This is a genomic window from Actinomadura graeca (assembly GCF_019175365.1).
Taxonomy (GTDB): Bacteria; Actinomycetota; Actinomycetes; order Streptosporangiales; family Streptosporangiaceae; genus Spirillospora; species Spirillospora graeca.
In genome coordinates, this window is the sequence record NZ_CP059572.1 from 6,914,459 (window position 1) to 6,935,387 (window position 20,929).

20 protein-coding genes are annotated in these 20,929 nt (G+C 73.2%); 15 read left to right on the forward strand and 5 right to left on the reverse strand.

The annotated features are described in order from the left end of the window. Positions 1–21: 21 nt before the first annotated feature. Positions 22–1,170, forward strand: a complete 1,149-nt coding sequence (locus tag AGRA3207_RS30715) for a DUF4037 domain-containing protein (RefSeq protein WP_231330621.1) — start codon at positions 22–24, stop codon at positions 1,168–1,170. Here AGRA3207_RS30715 and AGRA3207_RS30720 read toward each other — a convergent pair. Then, positions 1,103–2,605, reverse strand: a complete 1,503-nt coding sequence (locus AGRA3207_RS30720) for a PucR family transcriptional regulator (protein ID WP_231330622.1) — start codon at positions 2,603–2,605, stop codon at positions 1,103–1,105. The two genes, AGRA3207_RS30715 and AGRA3207_RS30720, sit on opposite strands and share 68 nt — an antisense overlap. A 143-nt stretch (positions 2,606–2,748) precedes the next feature. Here AGRA3207_RS30720 and uraD point away from each other — a divergent pair, with 143 nt between their 5' ends. The 11 genes from uraD to AGRA3207_RS30775 all read left to right on the forward strand — a co-directional run bounded on the left by uraD (position 2,749) and on the right by AGRA3207_RS30775 (position 13,044). Further along, on the forward strand, positions 2,749–3,285 hold the full coding sequence (gene uraD / locus AGRA3207_RS30725) for a 2-oxo-4-hydroxy-4-carboxy-5-ureidoimidazoline decarboxylase (protein WP_231330623.1): 537 nt from the start codon (positions 2,749–2,751) through the stop codon (positions 3,283–3,285). Continuing rightward, the gene (gene uraH, locus AGRA3207_RS30730; RefSeq protein ID WP_231330624.1) at positions 3,282–3,596 is read left to right on the forward strand and encodes a hydroxyisourate hydrolase; all 315 of its coding nucleotides are present in this window, start codon (positions 3,282–3,284) and stop codon (positions 3,594–3,596) included. Before uraD ends, uraH begins: the two co-directional genes overlap by 4 nt. A gap of 8 nt (positions 3,597–3,604) precedes the next feature. Further along, positions 3,605–4,471 (forward strand): factor-independent urate hydroxylase, encoded by an 867-nt coding sequence (gene pucL, locus AGRA3207_RS30735; protein ID WP_231330625.1) that lies wholly within the window; start codon positions 3,605–3,607, stop codon positions 4,469–4,471. A 32-nt stretch (positions 4,472–4,503) separates the two neighbouring features. Beyond that, positions 4,504–5,382, forward strand: a complete 879-nt coding sequence (locus tag AGRA3207_RS30740) for an FAD binding domain-containing protein (protein WP_231330626.1) — start codon at positions 4,504–4,506, stop codon at positions 5,380–5,382. Next, the gene (locus AGRA3207_RS30745) at positions 5,382–5,867 is read left to right on the forward strand and encodes a (2Fe-2S)-binding protein (protein ID WP_231330627.1); all 486 of its coding nucleotides are present in this window, start codon (positions 5,382–5,384) and stop codon (positions 5,865–5,867) included. Before AGRA3207_RS30740 ends, AGRA3207_RS30745 begins: the two co-directional genes overlap by 1 nt. Further along, positions 5,864–7,216 carry an 8-oxoguanine deaminase gene (locus AGRA3207_RS30750; protein WP_231330628.1) on the forward strand — a complete coding sequence of 451 codons (1,353 nt, stop codon included), beginning with the start codon at positions 5,864–5,866 and terminating at the stop codon, positions 7,214–7,216. The genes AGRA3207_RS30745 and AGRA3207_RS30750 overlap by 4 nt, the downstream gene beginning before the upstream one ends. Next, positions 7,216–9,534 (forward strand): molybdopterin cofactor-binding domain-containing protein, encoded by a 2,319-nt coding sequence (locus AGRA3207_RS30755; protein ID WP_231330629.1) that lies wholly within the window; start codon positions 7,216–7,218, stop codon positions 9,532–9,534. Before AGRA3207_RS30750 ends, AGRA3207_RS30755 begins: the two co-directional genes overlap by 1 nt. Further along, the gene (gene allB, locus AGRA3207_RS30760) at positions 9,531–10,835 is read left to right on the forward strand and encodes an allantoinase AllB (RefSeq protein WP_231330630.1); all 1,305 of its coding nucleotides are present in this window, start codon (positions 9,531–9,533) and stop codon (positions 10,833–10,835) included. The genes AGRA3207_RS30755 and allB overlap by 4 nt, the downstream gene beginning before the upstream one ends. After that, the gene (gene alc, locus AGRA3207_RS30765) at positions 10,832–11,830 is read left to right on the forward strand and encodes an allantoicase (protein ID WP_231330631.1); all 999 of its coding nucleotides are present in this window, start codon (positions 10,832–10,834) and stop codon (positions 11,828–11,830) included. The genes allB and alc overlap by 4 nt, the downstream gene beginning before the upstream one ends. A gap of 69 nt (positions 11,831–11,899) precedes the next feature. Next, positions 11,900–12,820: a hypothetical protein gene (locus AGRA3207_RS30770; RefSeq protein WP_231330632.1), complete on the forward strand. Its 921-nt coding sequence runs from the start codon at positions 11,900–11,902 to the stop codon at positions 12,818–12,820. Further along, positions 12,817–13,044, forward strand: coding sequence for a hypothetical protein (locus AGRA3207_RS30775; protein ID WP_231330633.1), 228 nt, complete (start codon positions 12,817–12,819; stop codon positions 13,042–13,044). The genes AGRA3207_RS30770 and AGRA3207_RS30775 overlap by 4 nt, the downstream gene beginning before the upstream one ends. Positions 13,045–13,339: 295 nt before the next feature. Here the strand turns inward: AGRA3207_RS30775 and AGRA3207_RS30780 are convergent, their stop codons facing one another. Beyond that, positions 13,340–14,626, reverse strand: a complete 1,287-nt coding sequence (locus AGRA3207_RS30780; RefSeq protein WP_231330634.1) for an MBL fold metallo-hydrolase — start codon at positions 14,624–14,626, stop codon at positions 13,340–13,342. A gap of 38 nt (positions 14,627–14,664) precedes the next feature. Between AGRA3207_RS30780 and AGRA3207_RS30785 the strand changes: the two genes are divergently transcribed. Next, positions 14,665–15,471, forward strand: coding sequence for a GntR family transcriptional regulator (locus AGRA3207_RS30785; protein ID WP_231330635.1), 807 nt, complete (start codon positions 14,665–14,667; stop codon positions 15,469–15,471). A gap of 193 nt (positions 15,472–15,664) precedes the next feature. Here AGRA3207_RS30785 and AGRA3207_RS30790 read toward each other — a convergent pair whose 3' ends face one another. From AGRA3207_RS30790 to AGRA3207_RS30800, 3 genes are all read right to left on the reverse strand, one after another. Beyond that, positions 15,665–15,898, reverse strand: coding sequence for a DUF397 domain-containing protein (locus AGRA3207_RS30790; RefSeq protein ID WP_231330636.1), 234 nt, complete (start codon positions 15,896–15,898; stop codon positions 15,665–15,667). Between the two features lie 129 nt (positions 15,899–16,027). After that, positions 16,028–17,473, reverse strand: a complete 1,446-nt coding sequence (locus AGRA3207_RS30795) for a S1 family peptidase (RefSeq protein ID WP_231330637.1) — start codon at positions 17,471–17,473, stop codon at positions 16,028–16,030. Positions 17,474–17,701: 228 nt separating this feature from the next. Further along, complete coding sequence (locus tag AGRA3207_RS30800) at positions 17,702–18,340, reverse strand: TetR family transcriptional regulator (RefSeq protein ID WP_338028231.1); 639 nt, start codon at positions 18,338–18,340, stop codon at positions 17,702–17,704. A 298-nt stretch (positions 18,341–18,638) separates the two neighbouring features. Here AGRA3207_RS30800 and AGRA3207_RS30805 point away from each other — a divergent pair, with 298 nt between their 5' ends. Continuing rightward, positions 18,639–19,745: an acyl-CoA dehydrogenase family protein gene (locus AGRA3207_RS30805; RefSeq protein WP_231330638.1), complete on the forward strand. Its 1,107-nt coding sequence runs from the start codon at positions 18,639–18,641 to the stop codon at positions 19,743–19,745. After that, positions 19,745–20,917, forward strand: coding sequence for an acyl-CoA dehydrogenase family protein (locus tag AGRA3207_RS30810; protein WP_231330639.1), 1,173 nt, complete (start codon positions 19,745–19,747; stop codon positions 20,915–20,917). Before AGRA3207_RS30805 ends, AGRA3207_RS30810 begins: the two co-directional genes overlap by 1 nt. Positions 20,918–20,929 lie beyond the last annotated feature (12 nt).

Here is a 20,929-nt window from a genome sequence, read left to right on the forward strand (position 1 = left end):
GTCCTCTGATGGGGTGGCGGCGTGGACGACCACCTACGCGGCGCCGCCCTCGCCGGGGCCTTCCACGCCGACGTCGTCCGGCCGCTCCTGGCCGAGGCGATGCCCCGGCTCCGGTACGCCGCGGCTCGGCTCGGCTCCGGGTCCGACGTGCTCGGGTTCGACGACGTGATGAGCCGCGACCACGACTGGGGCTGCCGCCTGACGCTGCTGGTCGACGACCCCGGCGCGGTGCCCGTGGTGGGACGCCTTCTCGAACGCGGCCTGCCCGGGCACTACCGGGGGTACCCGGTCCGGTTCCCGGTGACCTGGGACGCCTCGGACACCCACAACGTAGAGGTCGCGACCGTCGCGGGGTTCTGCCGGAGCCGCCTCGGCCTGGACCCGACGCGCGCCCTGTCGGCCGTGGACTGGCTGTGCCTCACCGGCCAGTCCGTCCTGGAGGTGACCGCCGGGCCGGTGTTCGAGGACACGACGGCGACGCTGGCGCCCGTCCGCGCGACGCTGCGCCGCTACCCGCCCGACGTCGAGCGGTACGTCCTCGCGGCCTGGTGGCGGCGGGTGTCGCAGTGGATGCCGGTGGCCGGGCGCACCGCCGCGCGCGGCGACGGGACCGGCTCCCGGATCCTCGGCGCCCGCCTCGCCGAAGATCTGTGCCGCCTGGCGTTCGCGCTCTCCCGCGAATGGGCGCCGTACGCGAAGTGGCGCGGGACGGCGTTCGCCCGCCTGGACATCGCGGGCGCGCTGGAAGGGCCGCTCGCCGCGGCCGTCGCGGAGCCCCGCTGGCAGGACCGCGAGCAGGCGCTGGCCGAGGCCGTCCTGACGCTGTCCCGCCTGCAACGGCGGCGCGGGCTGCCCGTCCCCGATCCCGCGGTGATTCCCTTCTGGGACCGGCCGTACCGGACCGTGGACGAGGGGCTCTCGGCCGGCCTGCTCGCCGGGGTCCGCGACCCGGAGGTCGCCGCGCTGCCTCCGGGCGCGGGCTCGGTGGAGCAGTGGTCCGACAACGTGGACGTCCTGACCGCGCCCGATCGGCGGACCGCCCTCGCCGCCGCGTACCGCGCCTGGATCGGCGGGGACGCGCGGACCGGCGGGGACGCCGGGGTCAGCCGAGACGCAGGGCCAGGAAGAAGTCGACCCGGTCCTCAAGGCGGGACAGATCACGGCCCGTGAGCTCCTCGATCCGCTGGATCCGGTAGCGGACGGAGTTCACGTGCAGGTGGAGCCGCTCGGCGCAGCGCGTCCACGACCCCGAGTTCTGGAGGAACGTCTCCAGCGTCCGGACCAGGTCGGCGTTGTGGACCTCGTCGTAGGTGCGCAGCGGGTCCAGCAGCCGGACCCGGAACATGTCCCGGACGTCGTCGGGGACGCTGGCCAGCAGCAGTACGTGCGTCGCCAGCTCGTCGTGGCGCACCACGCACACCGGGTCGGCGCGCTGGGCCGCCAGCCGCCGCGCGAACCGCGCCTCCTCGACCGCGCCCCGCAGCTCGCCCGCCGCGACGACGTCGCTGACCCCCACCGCGAGGCCGCCGTCCGTGAACCCGGGGGCCAGCGCCGCCAGGGCCGCCTGGATCCGGTCCGCCACGTCCTTCTCGGTCTCGGGTACGGGGACGAGGGCGATGACCTCCTCCTCCAGCAGCCCCACCACCGGGCGCGGGACGGGGATGGCCTCGCCGAGCACCGCGCGCACCTCGGCCGGGCGCAGCGGCGGCCGGCCGGACGCGGCGACCGCGGTGAACGACGCCCCGGCGTCCAGCCCGGCCAGCGCCAGCCGCGAGGCGATCTCCCCGGCCCCCGCCGCCGAGACGACCAGCCGGACCAGCTCCTGCGCGAGGCGCCCCTCGACGCTCAGCCGGTCGTCCAGCCGGGCACGCTCCAGCGCGACGATCGCCGCCAGCTCGGCCGCCAGGGCGCGGTGCTCGGGGGGCCAGTCCCGCGCGTCGCCCTCGAAGGCGAGGAACCAGTCCGCCGCCCTGGGCACCGTCTCGGCGGCGACCGGGAAGATCGTCACACCGTCGTGCGGGTGCGGCAGCCGCGGCGCGGTGAGGAACGCGTGCGCCAGCTCTCCGCCCGCTGGCGGGGGCTCCGGGCCGGCGACCACCCGCCCGGTGGGGGTCAGCACCCAGCAGCGCAGGCCGACGTCGCGCGTCACCAGGTCCAGGACGGCGCCGAGGCCCGCGCCCTCGCCCGCGCCCGCGACGAGCCGCCGGTGCCGGTCGAGGACCGCGGTCAGGTCGCGGGCCCCCGACAGGTGCCGGACGACCTCCTCGGTGACGGTCGCGAACGCCACGTCCTCGGGCACCGAGAACAGCGGCATCCGGTGCCGCCTGCACGCCGCCACGAGATCGTCCGGCAGGGCGCCCCTGGCCAGGCCGCCCGCGAGGGCGGAGACGCCCGCCTTGGCCAGCTCCTCGACGAACGCCTCGGAGTCGGCGGGCCCGGACCGCCACATCAGCCCCGACAGCACCAGCTCCCCGCCGCGCAGGTACCGGCCGGGCTGCGGCAGGTCGGTGGTGACGACCCACCGCACCGGACGGTCCAGCCCGTCCCGTCCGGTGACGAGCTCCAGCCGCGAATCCGGCAGGGTGAGCAGCGCGCGCAGCTTCATGGACTCAAGTTAACTGGAGCATCGTACGAAGACGCGCCGGGAAGACCGCTCACAGTTCGGATCTCCTGTCCCTCGACGCCGATCCCGCTCCCTGTGTGTACTACAGCAGTGCAGCGGGTGACGGTGAGACAAGGGAAGTGCCAGTGACGACGGAATGGCTGACGTCGATGAACTCACTGGACGCAGAGGCCGCCCGCGCCGAGCTGCTCACCTGCTGCACGGCCCGCCGCTGGGCCGACGCGGTGATCGCGGGACGCCCCTACGCCGACCCCGCCGCGCTGCGGGCGGCGTCGGCGGCGGCCCTCGCCGCCCAGGACTGGGCCGGGATCGAGGAGGCGCTCGCCGCGCACCCCCGCATCGGCGACCGGGTCGGCGGCCAGGACCGCGAGGCCGCCTGGTCCCGGGCCGAGCAGTCCGGCGTGGACGGTGCCGCCGACGGCCTGCGCGACGCGCTCGCGGCGGGCAACCGGGCCTACGAGGAGCGCTTCGGCCACGTCTTCCTCATCTGCGCCACCGGCCTCGGCGGGGAGGAGATGCTCGCCGCGCTCCGGGCCCGCCTGCGCAACGACCCCGGGACCGAGCGGGCGGTCGTCCGCCAAGAGCTTGCCAAGATCGTCGAGCTGCGCCTGGGCAGGCTGCTCGACGGGGAAGGGACCGAGGGGGACGGGAGGTCCGCATGAGCCTGTCGACGCACGTGCTGGACGCGGCGCGGGGCCTGCCCGCCGCCGGGGTGGCGGTCCGGCTGGACCACCGGGGACCCGACGGCCGCTGGACCACGCTCGCCGAGGCCCGCACCGACGCGGACGGCCGGATCCGGGACTGGGGCGTCACCCCCGGCGCCGGGGTGCACCGGCTGACCTTCGACACCGCCGGGCTGTCCGACTTCTACCCCGAGGTCACGGTCGCGTTCACCATCGACGACCCGTCGCGGCACCTGCACGTCCCGCTGCTGCTCAGCCCGTTCGCCTACTCCACCTACCGAGGGAGCTAGATCCCGCCATGGCCATCGTGCTCGGGCCCAACCGCTACGGAAAGGCCGAGATCCGCGTCGTCCGGGTCGAAAGGGACGGCGTCGTCCACCGGATCAAGGATCTCAACGTGAGCGTCTCCCTCTCCGGCGCCATGGACGAGGTGCACCTGACCGGCGACAACGCCGCCGTGCTGACGACCGACACGCAGAAGAACACGGTGTTCGCGTTCGCGAAGAAGTACGGGATCGGGGAGATCGAGGACTTCGGGCTCCTGCTCGCCCGGCACTTCGTGGACTCCCAGCCGACGATCCACCACGCGCGGGTGGAGATCCGCGAGTACACCTGGGACCGGATCTCCGGCCCGCACTCCTTCATCCGCGACGGCGGCGAGATCCGCACCGCGCTCGTGCGCAGCGACGGATCGGACGGCCCCGAGTCGGTCGTGTCGGGCCTGACGGACCTGGTCCTGCTCAACTCGACCGGCAGCGAGTTCCACGGCTTCGCCGAGGACGAGTACACGACGCTCGCGCCCACCGACGACCGGATCCTGGCCACCGCCGTGACCGCGTGGTGGCGGCACCGGGGCACCGCCGCGTCCTGGGGCGAGTCCTACCGCGCCGCCCGCGCGGGCCTGCTCGCCGGGTTCGCCGAGACGCACAGCCTGTCGCTCCAGCAGACCCTCTACGAGATGGGGCGCCGCGTCCTGGACGGCCAGCCCGGCCTCTGCGAGGTGCGGATGTCGATGCCCAACAAGCACCACTTCCTGGTCGATCTCGAGCCGTTCGGCATGGACAACGACAACGAGGTCTACTTCGCCGCGGACCGTCCGTACGGGCTCATCGAGGGCTCCGTGCTCACCGACGACGCCCCGCCCGTCCCGCCGCACTGGCACTGATCCGCCCGGAACAGAGGAGGTATACCCGAATCATGGACTTTCTGCGACCGATGACCTGGGCGGACGCGCTCGCCGTCAAGGCGGAGCGGCCCGAGGCGCTGCCCGTCCAGGGCGGCACCGACGTCATGGTCGAGATCAACTTCGATGTGCACCGCCCCGGTGCGCTGCTGGACCTGAACCGGGTCCGCGAGCTGGCGGAGTGGGAGCAGGCGGACGGACGGCTGCGGGTCGGCGCCGGCGTCCCGTACACCCGGCTGATCGCCGAGCTGGGGGACCGGCTGCCCGGCCTCGCGCAGGCGTCCCGGACGGTCGGCTCGCCGCAGATCCGCAACCGCGGCACGGTCGGCGGCAACCTCGGCGCGGCCTCGCCCGCCGGGGACACGCACCCCGCGCTGCTGGCGGGGGACGCGGTGATCGAGGTCGAGTCCGCAGCCCGCGGCGTCCGGATGATCCCCGTGACCGACTTCTACCTGGGCGTGAAGCGCAACGCGCTGGAGCCCGACGAGCTGATCCGCGCGTTCTGGAGCGCTCCAGCCGCCGGCCCGCAGTACTTCTCCAAGATCGGCACACGGAACGCGATGGTCATCGCGGTGTGCTCGTTCGCGCTCGCCCTGCACCCGGCCGAGCGCCGCGTGGGCACCGGCGTCGGCTCGGCCGCCCCGACGCCGCGCCGCGCCACCGCCGCCGAGGAGTTCCTCTCCGGCGAGCTGGACTGGGACGGCCGCGGCCCGCTGGCGGTGTCGCTGTCCAAGCGGTTCGGCGAGCTGGTCAAGGAGGCCGCCGCGCCGATCGACGACGTCCGGGGGACCGCCGACTACCGCAGGCACGCCCTGTCGGTGATGGCGCGCCGCACCCTGACCTGGGCCTGGAACGACTACAGAGCCCGCATTCCGGGCGAGGAGGCATCCTGATGCGCGTCAACGTCACCGTCAACGGGTCCAAGGAGACCGTCGACGACGTGTGGGAGGGCGAGAGCCTGCTGTACATGCTGCGCGAGCGGATGGGGCTCCCCGGCTCCAAGAACGCCTGCGAGCAGGGCGAGTGCGGCTCCTGCACCGTCTACCTGGACGGCGTCCCCGCCTGCGCGTGCCTGGTCGCCGCGGGCCAGGCCGAGGGCCGTGAGGTCCGCACCGTGGAGGGCCTCGCCGAGGGGCCGTCCGGCGAGGAGCGGCTCGACCCCGTCCAGGAGGCGTTCGTCGAGTCCGGCGCCGTCCAGTGCGGGTTCTGCACGCCGGGACTGATCGTCCAGGCGCACGACCTGATCGAGCGGAACGCCGCGCCGTCCGACGCCGAGATCCGCGAGGCCCTCGCCGGGAACCTGTGCCGCTGCACCGGCTACGAGAAGATCCTGGACGCGGTGCGCCTCGCGGCGCGCCGGAAGGCGGCCCGCACATGACGGTCGTCATCGAGAACGCCCACATCGTCACCGTGTCCGGTGACGAGCATCCCACCGGGCACATCGTCATCGACGGCAACCGGATCACGGCCGTCGGCCCGGGGCCGGCCCCGACCGCCGGGAGGGTCGAGCGGATCAACGGGCGCGGCTGCCTCGCCACGCCCGGCCTCGTCAACACCCATCACCACCTCTACCAGTGGGCGAGCCAGGGCATCGCGACCGGCGGCACGCTGTTCGAGTGGCTGACCACGCTCTACAAGCCCTGGTCGAAGATGGACGCGGAGATCGCCGGGGGCGCGGCGACCGCCGGCCTGGCGTGGCTCGCCAAGTCCGGCTGCACCACCAGCACCGACCACCACTACATCTTCCCCAAGGGGCGCGGCGACCTGTTCGCCGCCGAGATCGAGGCGGCCGCCGAGCTCGGCGTGCGCTTCCACCCCTGCCGGGGCTCGATGGACCGGGGCCGGTCCGACGGGGGGCTCCCGCCCGACGAGGTCGTCGAGGACCTCGACACGATCCTCGACGAGACCGCCGCCGCCATCGACCTGTACCACGACCCCTCGCCCGGCTCCCTGCTGCGCGTCGCCGTCGCGCCCTGCTCCCCGTTCTCCGTCAGCCGCGACCTGCTGACCCGGTCGGCGGAACTGGCACGCGCCAGGGGCGTCCGGCTGCACACCCACCTCGCCGAGACCCTCGACGAGGAGGAGCACACCTCCGAGCAGTTCGGCATGACGCCGGCCGAGTACATGGACTCGATCGGCTGGCTCGGCCCCGACGTCTGGCTCGCGCACTGCGTCCACCTGCACGACGCCGACGTCAAGCGCCTCGCCGAGACCGGCACGGGCACCGCGCACTGCCCGAGCTCCAACGCCCGCCTCGGCTCCGGCATCGCCCGCGTCGCGCACCTGCTGGAGGCGGGCGCGCCGGTCGGGCTGGGCGTGGACGGCCCCGCGTCCGCCGAGCTCGTCCCCCTCGCCGGGGAGATGCGGCAGGCGATCTACATGCAGCGCGCCCGCTACGGCCCGGACGCGCTGACCGCGCGGCAGGCCCTGGAGATGGCGACGCTCGGCGGCGCCCGCTGCCTCGGCCGCGAGGCCGAGATCGGCACCCTGGAGCCCGGCAAGCTCGCCGACATCGCCCTGTGGCGGCTCGACGGGTTCCACGCCGCGATCGACGACCCGGTGGTCGCCCTCACGTTCGGGCAGACCCCGCCGCTGCGGCGGCTGTTCGTCGGCGGCCGGACGATCGTACGGGACGACGCCCTCGTCACCGTCCCCCAGGACGAGGCGGGACGACGCGGCGCCGCCGCGCACCGCCGCCTCATGACACTCGCGGAGGAGGTCCTCTGATGGCGGCCCCGGTGAAGAGCCCGAGCCACGTCGAAGCGCCCGGACTGGGCGGCGTCGGCGCCAGCACCCTGCGCCCGGACGGCACCCTGAAGGTCGCGGGCGAGTTCGCGTACGCGTCCGACCTGTGGATCGACGGGATGCTGTGGGGCGCGACGCTGCGCAGCCCCCACCCCCGCGCGCTGATCCGCTCGATCGGCATCGGCGAGGCCGTGGCGATGCCCGGCGTCCGCGCCGTCCTCACCCACGAGGACGTGCCGGGCCGCAAGATGTTCGGCATCGACCACACCGAGGACCAGCCCGTCCTCGCCATCGACCAGGTCCGGCACCAGGGCGAGCCCGTCGCGCTCGTCGCCGCCGACCACCCCGAGATCGCGCGCCGCGCGCTGAAGGCGATCACGGTCGAGTACGAGGTGCTGGAGCCGATCACCGACCCCCGCGCCGTCGTCGCCGACCCCGAGGGGATGAAGGTCCAGGACCGCGGCGGCATCACCCGCCACCAGCCCGTCGTCGTCGGCGACGTGGAGGCGGCGCGCGCGGCGGCCGAGGTCGTCGTGACGTCGGAGTACGAGGTCGGCATCCAGGACCAGGCGTTCCTCGGCCCCGAGGCGGGCCTGGCGATCCCGTCCGAGGACGGCGGCATCGACCTGTACGTGTCCACCCAGTGGATCCACAACGACCTCCGGCAGATCGCGCCGTGCCTCGGCCTCGCCGAGGACCAGGTCCACATGACGCTCGCGGGCGTCGGCGGCGCGTTCGGCGGCCGCGAGGACCTGTCGATGCAGATCCACGCGGGCATGCTCGCGCTGCGCACCGGCAAGCCGGTGAAGATGTCCTACAACCGGTACGAGTCGTTCTTCGGGCACGTCCACCGGCATCCCGCCCTGATGCGGTACGAGTACGGCGCCACCTCCGAGGGGCGGCTGCTGTACGCCGACGTCGAGATCATCCTGGACGGTGGCGCGTACACCTCGTCCACCATCAACGTGACCGGCAACGCCGCCTCGCTCGGCGTCGGCCCCTACGAGATCCCCAACATCAGGATCGACGCCTACGGGGTCTACACGAACAACCCGCCCTGCGGCGCGATGCGCGGCTTCGGAGCGGTCCAGGCGTGCTTCGCCTACGAGTCGATGATGGACAAGCTCGGCGCCGCCTGCGGCATCGGCCCGGTCGAGATCCGCCGCCGCAACGCCGTCTCGCAGGGCTCCCGGCTCGCGACCGGGCAGATCATCGAGGCGCCCGCGCCGCTCGCCGAGATGCTGACGCGGCTGGAGGCCATGCCGATGCCCCCGGCCCTCGACCCGGCCGACCTGCGCCACCTGCCCGGCGGGGTCTCCCAGACCACCCACGGCGAGGGCGTCGTCCGCGGTGTCGGCTACGGCGTCGGGATCAAGAACATCTGCTTCTCCGAGGCGTTCGACGACTACTCCACCGCCCGCGTCCGGCTGGAGGTCATCGGCGGGGAGGCGACCGCGCTCGTCCACACCGCCGCCGCCGAGGTCGGGCAGGGCCTCGTCACGCTCCAGGCGCAGATCGCCCGCACCGAGCTCGGCGTCCAGAAGGTCACCATCGCCCCGGCCGACGACCGGGTCGGCGACGCCGGCTCGTCCAGCGCCTCGCGCCAGTCCTACATGTCCGGCGGCGCGGTCAAGGCCGCCTGCGAGGCCGTCCGCGCCGAGCTGTTCGCGCGCGCCCGCCGCCGCCTCGGCACCGCCCGCGCCATCGCCGACCTCGACGTCGCCGGCGGCAAGATCATCTCACGGTCGGGCGGGGTGCTCGCCACGATCGAGGACGTCCTCGGCGACGCCGTCATCGAGGAGACCCGCGAATACCATCACCGTCCCACCGAGCGGATGGACCCCGTCACCGGCCAGGGCCGCAGCCACACCCAGCTCGCCCTCTGCGTCCACCGCGCCGTCGTCGACGTGGATGTGGACCTCGGCCTCGTCAAGGTGGTCGAGCTGGCCGCCGTCCAGGACGTCGGCAAGATCCTCAACCGGCTGTCGCTGGAGGGCCAGATCCACGGCGGCACCGCGCAGGGCCTCGGCCTCGCGCTGATGGAGGAGATCGTCGTGTCCGGCGGGCTCGTCCGCAACCCGTCCTTCACCGACTACCTCATCCCGACCATCCTCGACATGCCGCCGATGCGGCTCGACATCCTCGAGAACCCCGACCCCGAGGCCCCCTACGGCCTCCGCGGCGCCGGGGAGCCGCCCACGCTGTCGTCCACCCCCGCCGTCGTCGCGGCCGTCCGCGACGCCACGGGCCGGGCGCTCACCCGCGTGCCGGTCCGCCCCGAGCACATCACGCTCGCATGACGCACGACCTGGTCATCAGATCCCTGCGGACCGTCCTCCCGGACGGCGAACGCCCCGCCGCGGTCGCCGTCCGGGACGGCCGCGTCGCCGCCGTCGCCGACCACGACGCCCCCCTGCCCGCCAAGACCGAGGTCAGCCTCGGCACCACGGCCCTGCTGCCGGGCCTCGTCGACACCCACGTCCACATCAACGAACCCGGCCGCACCGAATGGGAGGGCTTCGCCAGCGCGACCCGCGCCGCCGCCTCCGGCGGCGTCACGACCCTGATCGACATGCCGCTGAACTCGGTGCCGCCGACGGTCGACCCCGACGCCCTCGCCGCCAAGCGCAAGGCCGCCGAGCAGAACTGCGCCGTGGACGTCGGCTTCTGGGGCGGCGCCGTCCCCGGCAACGTCCCGCACCTGCGCGCCCTCCACGACGCCGGCGTGTTCGGGTTCAAGTGCTTCACCTCCGACTCCGGCGTCCCGGAGTTCCCGCCCCTCACCCACGAGGGGATGCGCGAGGCGTTCCAGGAGATCGCCTCGTTCGACGGGCTCGTCATCGTGCACGCCGAGGACCCGGCCGCCCTCGGGACGCCCTCCGACGGCGGATACGCCGCCTTCCTGGCCTCCCGCCCGCCCTCCGCCGAGCGCCTCGCCGTCGAGCGGGTCATCCGGCTGGCGGAGGAGACCGGCGTCCGCGCGCACATCCTGCACCTGTCCGCCGCCGACTGCCTCATCCCCCTCGCGGAGGCCCAGGCCGCGGGCCTGCGCGTCACCGCCGAGACCTGCCCGCACTACCTGACGCTGTCCGCGGAGGAGGTCGGCGGGCCGTCCTACAAGTGCTGCCCGCCGATCCGCGACGCCGCGAACCGCCACGAGCTCTGGCTCGGCCTCGCCGCCGGCGTGATCTCCTGCGTCGTCACCGACCACTCGCCCTGCACACCCGAGCTCAAGCGCGGCGACTTCGCCACCGCCTGGGGCGGCGTCTCCTCCCTCCAGCTCGGCCTGCCCGCCGTCTGGACGGCCGCCCGCGCCCGCGGCCACGGCCTGCCCGCCGTCGTCCGCTGGATGTCCGAGGCGCCCGCCGCCCTCGTGGGCCTGCCCAAGGGCGGCATCGCCCCCGGCTGCGACGCCGACCTCGTCGCCTTCGACCCCGACGCGACGTTCACCGTCGACCCGTCGTCCCTCCACCACCGCCACCCCGTCACCCCGTACGAGGGCCGCACCCTCACGGGCGCCGTCACGGCCACCTGGCTGCGCGGCACCCCCACCGGCGACACGCCCGCCGGACGACTGCTCAGCCGAACGGAGACACCTTGACCGGCTTCACGACGCTCCCGGACCTCGCCGTCCGGACCCTCGGAGGGTCCGTCATCGCGGCCAGCGACGAGTCCTTCGCGGCCAAGGAGAACCTCCTCAACCCCTGGACCCCGGAGTTCCGGCCCAAGACGTTCGGGCCCAAGGGCCAGGAGTACGACGGCTGGGAGACCGCCCGCCGCCGCGACGGCGGCCACGACTGGACCCTGATCCGCCTCGGCCTGCCCGGCGTCGTCCACGGCGTCGTCATCGACACCGCGTGGTTCGAGGGCAACTACCCCTCCCACGCGTCCGTGGAGGCGTGCGCCGTGGACGGCCACCCGTCCCCGGACGAGCTCGCCGCCGCCGACTGGACCGAGATCGTCCCGAGGTCCCCCCTCAAGGGCGACGCCGCCCACGCCTTCCCCGTCGACACCGGCCGCCTGGTCACCCACGTCCGGCTGAACATGTTCCCGGACGGCGGCATCGCCCGCCTGCGCGTCCACGGCGAGGTCGTCCCGGACCCCGCCCACCTCACCGGCCTCACCGTCGACCTGGCCGCCCTGGAGAACGGCGCCCGCGTCACCGAATGCTCCAACATGTTCTACTCGTCCCCCGACAACATGCTGTTCCCGGGCCTGGCCCGCAACCAGGCCGAGGGCTGGGAGACCGCCCGCCGCCGCGAGGGCCCCGACGACTGGGCGCTGATCGCCCTCGCCGCCCCCGGCACCATCCGCCTCGTCGAGGTCGACACCACCCACCTGAAGTTCAACGCCCCCGGCGCCTTCACCCTCACCGGCATCGACGAGCAGGGCAAGGCCACACCGCTCCTCACCCGCGTCCGCCTCCAGCCGGACGCCCGCCACCGCTTCCGCCTCACGTCCCCCGAGGTCACGAGCGTCCGCCTGGACATCCACCCCGACGGCGGCATCGCCCGGCTCCGCCTCTGGGGCGACCTGACCCCCGACGCCGAACGGGACCTCACCACCCGCTGGCAAAATCTCCGTCACGGAACGTGATGTAGAACACACGCAGGGTCATTCAATAGTGCCGGTATCCAATGCCGGTCGCAACGTAGCGTTCTGCGCATGGTCACCGTCGAACACGAGTCGCCGATCCAGATCGTCCGCGACCACCCCGAGGTCCTCGCGCAGTTACTCCGCACGGCCTTCGACATCGAGGTCCCCGACGACCTCGTCGTCCGGACGGTCTCGGAGGACTTCACCCAGATCACCCCGGCCGCCTACCGCGCCGACAACGTCGTCGAGATCCGCGAACGGGGTTGCTCCAAGCCGAAGATCAGTGTCGTCGCCGAGACACAGCGGGCCGTCGACCGGAGGAAATGCCGCAGCTGGCCCGTCTACCTGACGGCCCTCCACGCGAGATCCGGCTGCCCGAGCTACCTCCTCGTCTTCTGCCCCGCCCGCCGCGTCGCCGACTGGGCCCGCGAACCCGTCGTCATCGGCCACCCCGGCTTCACCCTGACGCCTCTCGTCATCGGCCCGGGCACCGGCCCCCTCGTCACGTCCACGGCCCAGGCCGCCCAGATGCCGGAACTGACCATCGTCGCGTCCCTGACCAACGTCAGCCCGCATACAGAGGAATCTCTGGAGATCACCCACGCCGCCCTGGCGACCATCGAGAACACAGGGCACGAGAACGCCACGCTGTACACTGACATGGTGCTCGGCGTGCTCCCACAAGCCGCCCGGAAAGTCCTGGAGGAGCTAGTGACCACAGGTACCGCCGACTACAAGTTCAAGAGCGACTTCGCCCTCCGCAACCAGGCCATAGGCAAGATCGAGGGCAAGATCGAAGGCAAGATCGAGGGCAAGATTGAAGGTGAAGCGGAGGCGGTGTTGACGGTTCTCGCCGGGCGGGGATTGTCGGTATCGGACGAGGCGCGGCGGAGGATCCTGGCCTGCGAGGACCAGGATGTCTTGACCGGCTGGCTCTTGCGGGTCGCTGTGGTCGAGTTCGCTGAGGAACTGTTCGACGAAGTGCCGTGAGCGCCGAGGGCCATGTCTTTAAGAGCGACTTCGCCCTCCGTAACCAGGCCATAGGCAAGATCGAGGGTGAAGCGGAGGCGGTGTTGACGGTTCTCGCTGGGCGGGGATTGTCGGTATCGGACGAGGTGCGGCGGAGGATTCTGGCCTGCGAGGATCAGGATGTTCTGACCGGCTGGCTCTTGCGGGTCGCTGCGGTCCAGTCTGCTGAAGAGTTGTTGGGCTGAGCCGCGCACTGGGGTTACTGGGGTCGGCGAAGGCGACGCCGAGGCGCGCTCCGCGAGGACGCTGAGGCCGACGCCCTGGATCATGCTCCGGTAGACGCCCAGGAACGCGCTTTCGATCCGTTCGACCAGCACGCCGCCCGGCTCCGGGGGAGGGTTCTCCATGCGTGGGGCCCCCTTCCTCGGGTGCCGGAAAGCGGTGATCGGTTGCGAATGTCTCTAAGGTTCTATGTGCGATCTTTAAGCGGCGGGAACGGCCGCATTTTCGTGAAGGTCCATAAATGCCCTTCGGTCGTCGTCAGTAGGTGTCGTCAATGAGCACGACGTCGCGTCCGGCGCGGTCGAGGAGGCTCGCGGCGATGGACGCGCGGTAGCCGGTCGCGCAGTGCACCCACACGTCGCCGGGCGGGACCTCGTCCAGGCGGGCCGTGAGGGAGTGCAGGGGGATGTGCGTGGAGTCCGGGAGGGATCCGGCGGCGCGCTCGTCGTCGCGGCGGACGTCGAGGACGTTGGCCCCGGGCGGGACGTCGGCGAACGCGGCGGTGCGGTAGCCGCGCAGCCCCGCCGACGGCAGGCCGAGCGCGGCGGACGGACGGTCGATGCCGATGCGCACGAGCTGCCGCTGCGCGTCCGCGACCTCGGACGGGGTGTCCCCGAGCAGGGTCAGCGGCGTGCCCCACGGGATCAGCCAGCCGAGGTAGGTCGCGAAGTTCCGGCCCAGCTCGATGCCGATCGTGCCCGCGAGGTGCCCGGCGGCGTAGGCGGTGCGGGCGCGCAGGTCCACGACCCAGTCGCCGGCGGCGACGCGCGCGGCGAGGTCGCCGGGCGCCACGGGCGCCGGGGGTGACAGGTCGGCGGGCCCGGCGCCGTCCAGGTTCAGCGGTCCCACGTGGGCGTAGTAGCGGGGGTAGGCGGTGAGCCCGGCGACGAGCCGGGACACGAAGGCGTCCTCGTCGGTCTCGACCAGCGCGTCGTTGCGGGCCCGCTCCTCGCCGACGGTGGACACGGACGCGCCGTCCGCGATGGAGCCGGACGAGCAGAAACTCCCGAACCCGTGCGTCGGGTAGACACGCGCGTCGTCCTCGCAGAGTTCGGCGAGGCGCTGGACGGAGCGGAACTGCGCCCGGGTCAGCGCCTCGGTGCGGGCCGGGTCCACGAGGTCGGTGCGGCCCACGCTGCCGTACAGCAGGGACCCGCCGGTGAAGACGGCGGACTCGTTCACGATGTACGCCAGATGGTTGTCGGTATGCCCGGGTGTGGCGACCACCTGGACCCACAGGTCGCCCACTCGCAGGGCGTCGCCGTCCGTGAGGGGCCTGCGGACGAAGCCGACGGGGTCGTCCGCGGACACCGCGTAGGTCGCGCCGGTCGCGCGGGCCAGCTGGAGGCCGCCCGAGACGTAGTCGTTGTGGATGTGCGTCTCCAGCACCAGCGCGCAGCGCAGGTCACGGTCGTCCAGCACCCGCCGGACGCGGTCCAGGTCGCGCTGCGGGTCCACGACGATCGCGTGCTCGCCGTCGTGCGCGACGTAGCTGCGGTCGCCCAGCTCCGCGGTCTCGATGGTCTCGACGTCCACGATGTCCATCCCGTTGCCTAAAAGTCCGAATGTACGTACATTATGCGATGAACGAGGTGCGCGGGTGGAACGGGGGTCAGGCGATGCCGGGGCCACGGCCGGTCGACCGGTCCAGCGCCCTGCCGCTGTGGGCGCAGTTGCACGCCGATCTCGTCCGGCGGCTGGAGGGCGGTGAGTTCCGGCGGGCGTTCCCGGGCGAGCTGGCACTGGTCGCCGAATACGGGGTGAGCCGGCACACGGTGCGGGAGGCGCTGCGGCGCCTGCGGGCGGACGGGGTCGTGGTCGCCGGCCGCGGACGGGCACCCCGGCTCGCCGAGCCGGTCGCGATCGAGCAGCCGCTCGGCGCCCTGTACAGCCTGTTCGCTTCGGTGGAGGCGGCGGGGCGGCACCAGCGCAGCGTCGTCCGCGTCCTCGACGTCCGGGCGGACGGGGTGGTCGCCGCGCGGCTCGGGCTGGAGGAGTCCACGCCGCTGCTGCATGTGGAACGGCTGCGTCTGGCGGACGAGGACCCGCTCGCCCTCGACCGGGTGTGGCTCCCCGCGCACGTCGCCGCGCCTCTGCTGGACGCCGACCTCGCCCACACCGGCCTGTACGACGCGCTGGCGGAACGCTGCGGCGTGCGGCCGACCGGCGGGCGCGAGCACATCCGGGCCGTCGTGCCCACCTCGGCGGAGCGGCGCCTGCTCGGCGTCGGACGGGGCGTCGCCGCCTTCGCCGTCGACCGCCTCGCGGAACAGGACGGCCGTCCACTGGAATGGCGCCGCACACTGGTGCGGGGCGACCGTTTCGCGGTCGTCGCCCGGTTCTCGGGACGGGCGGGATACGAACTGAGCGTGGCCGGCACCCTCAGCTGAACGATCGACTTCGCGTCTCCAGCAGGTTCGCCGCCCACGGGCCTTTGGTCCGGTGGAGGAGTGTCCCGCTGGACGGGCGCGGCGGGCGGGCGGTCCTGGTGTGGCGCGGGGCGCGAGCCGTGGGGGAGCGGGTCGTCCGATGCGACGGCCCCGCGGCTGTGGCGGAGCCGCGGGGCCGAATGCCGCTGGGGGGTCAGACCCCTTCGACGGGCTCCTCCAGCAGGTCGTCGAACTCGCCGTCCTTGACGCCCGCGATGAAGGCGTCCCACTCGGCCTCGGTGAAGTAGAGGATCGGCCCCTCGGGGTTCTTGGCGTCGCGCATCACGACGGCCCTCTCACCGAAGTCCTTGTGCTGGGCGGGCACGTCCTTGCCATCGACGAACTCGATGATGACCCCGTCGCTCAGGATCGGTTCCTGCTCGCTCACTGCGCACCTTCTTCGTCCCGGCTCCTGTTCGCGTCCCAGGCTAGTGGGAGCGGAACCCGCGCCACAGGAAAAGCAGTCCCCGGCCGCCCAGTGTGGGGAGGGACGGCCGGGGACGATCAGAGGCGCCGGTCAGGGCCTGGTGAAGCCCAGGGTGTACTCACCGGTGCCGTCGTAGGAGTGCACGCGGTACCGGTAGGTGCCGGCGGTGCCGTTGTAGGTGATGCTCTCGTCGGGGTTGGGGCTGGTGGAGCTGGCGACGGTCGTCCAGGTGCTCCCGTTCTGCTTCTGCAGGTACAGGTCGAAGTCGACGCCGTCCGGGCCGTCCAGGCAGGCGGTGTGCGTGCCCGACGCGGTCGTGGTGTAGCTGCCGTCCGGCTGGTAGACGCTGGTGCCGGAGGTCAGCGAGCCGGCGGCCTTGGTCTGGTGGCCGTCGCACGGGTTGGCGGGGCTGCCGCCGCCGCCCTGGGTGATGAGCCTGCGGCCGTCCTTGGCGATGATCTGCAGGACCTCGTCGACCGGCTGGAAGTAGGTCGTGTCCTGGGAGTCCTGGCCGTTCTTGCAGGAGCCCGACGTGCCCGAGGTGATGCCCTGCGCCTGACCGCCGGTCTCGGTGATCAGCGCGCCGCCGGAGTCACCGGGGTCGGCGCAGATGTTGGCCTGGATGAGTCCCTTGACCGCGCCCTCCTGGTAGTTGACGGTCACGTTCCGCGCCTGGATCGGGCCGCACCAGATCTGGGTGTTGGTGGTGCCGCCGGAGCGGCAGGTGCGCGCGCCGATGGCGGCGTCGGTCGCGCCGAGGACGGTCTCGTACGAGCCGTTCCACTTGGTGACCTTGGGCGTCGGCGTCCACTGGCTGTTGGTGTCGATCCACGCGTAGTCGTCGCCCGGGAAGGACGAGCCGCCGAAGGTGCCCTGGTCGACCTGGTTGGAGCCCTTCGTCGTCTCGCCGGTCTTGCCGCAGTGGCCGGCGCTGATGAACCCGCCGGTGACGGAGAAGGCGACCGAGCAGCCGTACTTGGTCGTCCAGTAGCGCTCGCCTCCGACGAGGTCGTGGACCAGCCGCGGCCGCTGCGCGGAACGGACGATCTTCACGGTCGCGGCGTCCACGCCGCTCGCGGCGACGAACCGCTGCGCCGCGGCCGTGGAGGTCGCGTTGACGACGATGCGGTTGGTCGCGGCGTCCACGCGCCACGAGGTCACCGACTTGGGAGCGGACGCGGCGTGGCGGTTCAGCCCGTCCTGGACGGAGGCCAGCTTCGCCTCGCCGAACGGCACGACCTTCGCCCGGGCGCCGGCCGCCTCGATCTTCGCGACGGCCGACGCGTCGGTCGTGGCGACGACGACCTGGGATCCCTGCCCGATCCAGGCGCCGCCGAACTTCGTGCCGAGGCTCATCTTCAGCTGCTTCTGCACGCGGGCGGCGCGGTCGCCGGGCCCGGGGGCGATGGGCGCGGCGGGTGCGGCCTGCGGACGCGCCGCGGGGGATGCCGGCTCGCCTGCATGCGCCGGGGTCACCAGCGCCGCGACGAGGCCGGCCGCGGCACCTATGCCCAGCACAAGGTGTTTGCGGGACATATCACTCTCCTGGGGGGTGGCGGGGGGGTGGGGAGAGAAACAGGGCTGCCCTGCCCGGACTGTACGGCCGCGTCACAATGGCCACAATTCATCGCTCTAAAGTTGTTTTTCAGTGTTGATTGCGTTCCTGTCGAATGAATTCGGACACTGCGCGCAAGGCCGGTGTGAACAGGAAGTGAAGGGCCGCGCAAGGACGCGGCGGGGCCGCCGTAGGCCGGGAACCGGGCGTCAGGAGTCGGTGAGCAGGCGCGCGGCGGAGACCTCCAGCCGGGCCTGGATCTCCTCGGCGTCCGCATGCCCGCGCAGCATCTCGATCATCTCCATCGTCCAGACGCTGGTCAGGGCCCCGGCCACGACACGGCGCGGATCGTCGGCGGGGACGGTGGCGCCGGGGCCGGCGGCGGCGCGCAGCAGCAGCCCGGTCATCCGGTCGCCGAAGTCGGTCCTGACGTCCGACAGCAGCAGCGAGCGGATCAGCGCCTCCGCCAGCTCGGGCTCGCGCATCAGGCCGCGGGTGGCGCGCATCAGGACGTCGACGGCGCGCTGCGGGGCGGTCCCGGCGCGGGGCGGGCGGCGCTCGATGCTGCCCTCCAGCAGGTCGAGCTCCTCGCCGACCACCGCGACGACGAGGTCCATCTTCGAGGGGAAGTAGCGGTAGAGGGTGCCGAGCGCGACCCCGGCACGCTCGGCCACGGTCCGCATCTGCATCGCCTCGACGCCGCCGCGCGAGGCCAGCGCGGCGGCGGCCTGCACGATGCGCCTGCGGCGCTGGTGCTGGCTGCGGGAACGGACGCTCTGGCCCGCGGTCCGCCCCGGCGCGGGCCGGCCCTGGGGCTCGTCCCCGGTCACCGTCGGATCTGCGGTCACGGTCTTCCTTCCATGGACGGGGGCCGCGCCGCTCGGTGGCGGGTCCGGCCCGTTCGCCCTTCCCTTGCGTCCACCAGAGTACAACCCTCGCGAGAACCTGTTATCTGATCGTCCGGCGTCGGCGCGTCGCGAGAACCGGGCCTTGTACGTGGCAGACCCTGCAAGACGGGCCACAACAGGATCTGACAGGTGCCAGTAAAGTTCCCTGGACACTGACTAGAATCTGTTCTACTTTCGGGGCGGAGAGTGGGCCGAGGCGGTGGCGGCCCCGCGAGCGGAGCGGGAAGGGAGCGGACGAGTGGACTTCGACCTGGACGGGGCCCAGCGGGAGCTGCGCGGCCTCGCCGCCGACGTGCTCGCGCGCGAGGCGGCGCCGGCGCGGCTGGAGGCGTTCGAGAGGGGCGGCGCCGCCTATGACGGCGCGACCTGGCGGGCGCTCGCGCGGACCGGGCTGCTCGGCGCCGTCCTGCCCGCGGACGCGGGCGGCGCGGGACTCGGCCCGGTCGGGATGGCGGTCCTGCTGCGGGAGGCCGGCGCGCGGGCCGCGCCCGTCCCGCTGCACGCCTCGCTCGCGCTGGGGGCCGCGCCGATCGCCCGGCACGGCACTCCGGGCCAGCGTGCCCTGCTCGCGCCGCTGGCCGGGGGCACGGGCGTCCTGACGGGCGCCTACCGCGAGGTCGGGCCGCCCGGGCGGGTCGCCTCGACGGCCCGCGCGGACGGCGGCGGCTACGTCCTGGACGGGGTGAAGACGTTCGTCCCGTACGCGCGGGAGGCGTCGGTGATCCTCGTGCCTGCGCGCGTCGAGGGCGCGGGCGTCGGGGTCTTCCTGGTCGAGCCGCCGGAGGTGACGATCACCCCGCAGCCGTCCGCGACGACCGAGCCGCTGTCGCGCCTCGCGCTCGGCGGGGCCCGGGTCGGACGCGAGGCGCTGCTCGGCGGCGCCGCCGACGGCGCCGCCTGGGACACCCTGCGCCGCTCCGCCGTCGCGGGCATCGTCGCGCTGTGCTCCGGCGTCATCAGGGGCGCCCTTGACCTCACCAAGGAGTACGTCAAGGCGCGCGAGCAGTTCGGGCAGGCGCTCGCGGAGTTCCAGGCCGTCACGATGCAGATCGGCGACGTCTACATCGCCAAGCGCGCGCTGGACGTGGCGATGTGGGCGGGGGTGTGGCGCCTCGCCGAGGACGCCGACGACGTCGACGAGGTCCTCACCGTCGCCTCCTACAACGCGTGCGGCCCCGTCGTGAAGGCCCTCTACACCTGCCAGCACCTGCACGGGGGCATCGGGCTGGACGTCACGTACCCGCTGCACCGCTACTTCGCGTGGGCCAAGCACTGCGGGCACCTGCTCGGCGGCGCGGACGACCGTCTCGACGCCCTCGGCGCGCTCGTCGCCCGGGAGGCGTGATGTTCATCGACCTGACCGATGAGCAGAAGAGGCTCCGCGGCGAGCTGCGCGAGTACTTCCGGGGCTGCCTCGGCGAGGACGGGCGCGCCGCCATCGCCGCCGACCCGTTCGGCCCGTCCTACCTGGAGCATTGCAGGCGCCTCGGACGCGACGGGATGCTCGGCGTCGCGCTGCCCCCGGAGTACGGCGGACGCGGCTACGGCCCGGTGGAGCAGCAGATCTTCGCCAACGAGATCGCCCGCGCGGGCGTCCCGTACCCGATCATCACGCTGAACTCCGTCGCGCCGACGATCCTGCACCACGGCACGGACGCGCAGAAGGGGTTCTTCCTTCCCCGCATCCTCGCGGGGGAGTGCCACTTCGCGGTCGGGTACAGCGAGGCGGGCGCGGGCACCGACCTCGCGTCCCTGCGCACCACCGCCGTCAGGGACGGCGCCCACTACGTCGTCAACGGCCAGAAGACCTTCACCTCGGGCGCGCACCGCTCCGACTACGTCTGGCTCGCCGCCCGCACCGACCCCGGCGCCGAGAAGCACCGGGGCATCTCGATGCTCGTCGTGGACTGCCGCGACCCGGGGTTCTCCTGGACGCCGATCGTCACGATGGACGGCCGCCACCACACCAACGTCACCTACTACCAGGACGTCCGCGTCCCGGCGGACATGCTGGTCGGCGGCGAGAACCGGGGCTGGGACCTCATCGTCGACCAGCTCAACCACGAGCGCGTCACGCTCGGGCCCGCCGGGAACATCGGCCGCACCTACGACCGTTTCGCGCGGTGGGCCCGCACCACCACCGGCCCGGACGGCCGCGCGCTCATCGAGGAGCCCGCCGTCCGCCGCGCGGTCGCGCGCGTGTACGCCTATCTGCGCGTCAACGAGCTCCTCAACTGGCAGGTCGCCGCGGACCAGGGCCCCGGCCCGCTCGGCGCCGCCGACGCGTCCGCCACCAAGGTCTACGGTTCGGAGCGGATGCAGGACGTCGGCCGGATCGTCGGCGACGTCCTCGCCCGGCACGGCGATCCCGGCGACCCGGTGACCGCCCGGTTCGTCGAGGCGCTCGACCACGGGGTGAAGGGCGCGGTGGTGCTCACCTTCGGCGGCGGCGTCAACGAGATCCAGCGCGAGCTGATCGCGATGATCGGCCTCGGCCTGCCCCGCGCCCCCCGCTGACGGGCGGTCCGA

Coding starts and splice junctions, on each gene's coding strand:
- AGRA3207_RS30785 (WP_231330635.1), top strand. CDS start 14,665: ATGAACGAGGTGCGCGGGTGGAACGGGGGTCAGGCGATGCCGGGGCCA.
- AGRA3207_RS30810 (WP_231330639.1), top strand. CDS start 19,745: ATGTTCATCGACCTGACCGATGAGCAGAAGAGGCTCCGCGGCGAGCTG.
- AGRA3207_RS30755 (WP_231330629.1), top strand. CDS start 7,216: ATGGCGGCCCCGGTGAAGAGCCCGAGCCACGTCGAAGCGCCCGGACTG.
- AGRA3207_RS30740 (WP_231330626.1), top strand. CDS start 4,504: ATGGACTTTCTGCGACCGATGACCTGGGCGGACGCGCTCGCCGTCAAG.
- allB (WP_231330630.1), top strand. CDS start 9,531: ATGACGCACGACCTGGTCATCAGATCCCTGCGGACCGTCCTCCCGGAC.
- AGRA3207_RS30750 (WP_231330628.1), top strand. CDS start 5,864: ATGACGGTCGTCATCGAGAACGCCCACATCGTCACCGTGTCCGGTGAC.
- AGRA3207_RS30770 (WP_231330632.1), top strand. CDS start 11,900: ATGGTCACCGTCGAACACGAGTCGCCGATCCAGATCGTCCGCGACCAC.
- AGRA3207_RS30745 (WP_231330627.1), top strand. CDS start 5,382: ATGCGCGTCAACGTCACCGTCAACGGGTCCAAGGAGACCGTCGACGAC.
- pucL (WP_231330625.1), top strand. CDS start 3,605: ATGGCCATCGTGCTCGGGCCCAACCGCTACGGAAAGGCCGAGATCCGC.
- AGRA3207_RS30720 (WP_231330622.1), bottom strand. CDS start 2,605: ATGAAGCTGCGCGCGCTGCTCACCCTGCCGGATTCGCGGCTGGAGCTC.
- AGRA3207_RS30795 (WP_231330637.1), bottom strand. CDS start 17,473: ATGTCCCGCAAACACCTTGTGCTGGGCATAGGTGCCGCGGCCGGCCTC.
- AGRA3207_RS30780 (WP_231330634.1), bottom strand. CDS start 14,626: ATGGACATCGTGGACGTCGAGACCATCGAGACCGCGGAGCTGGGCGAC.
- uraH (WP_231330624.1), top strand. CDS start 3,282: ATGAGCCTGTCGACGCACGTGCTGGACGCGGCGCGGGGCCTGCCCGCC.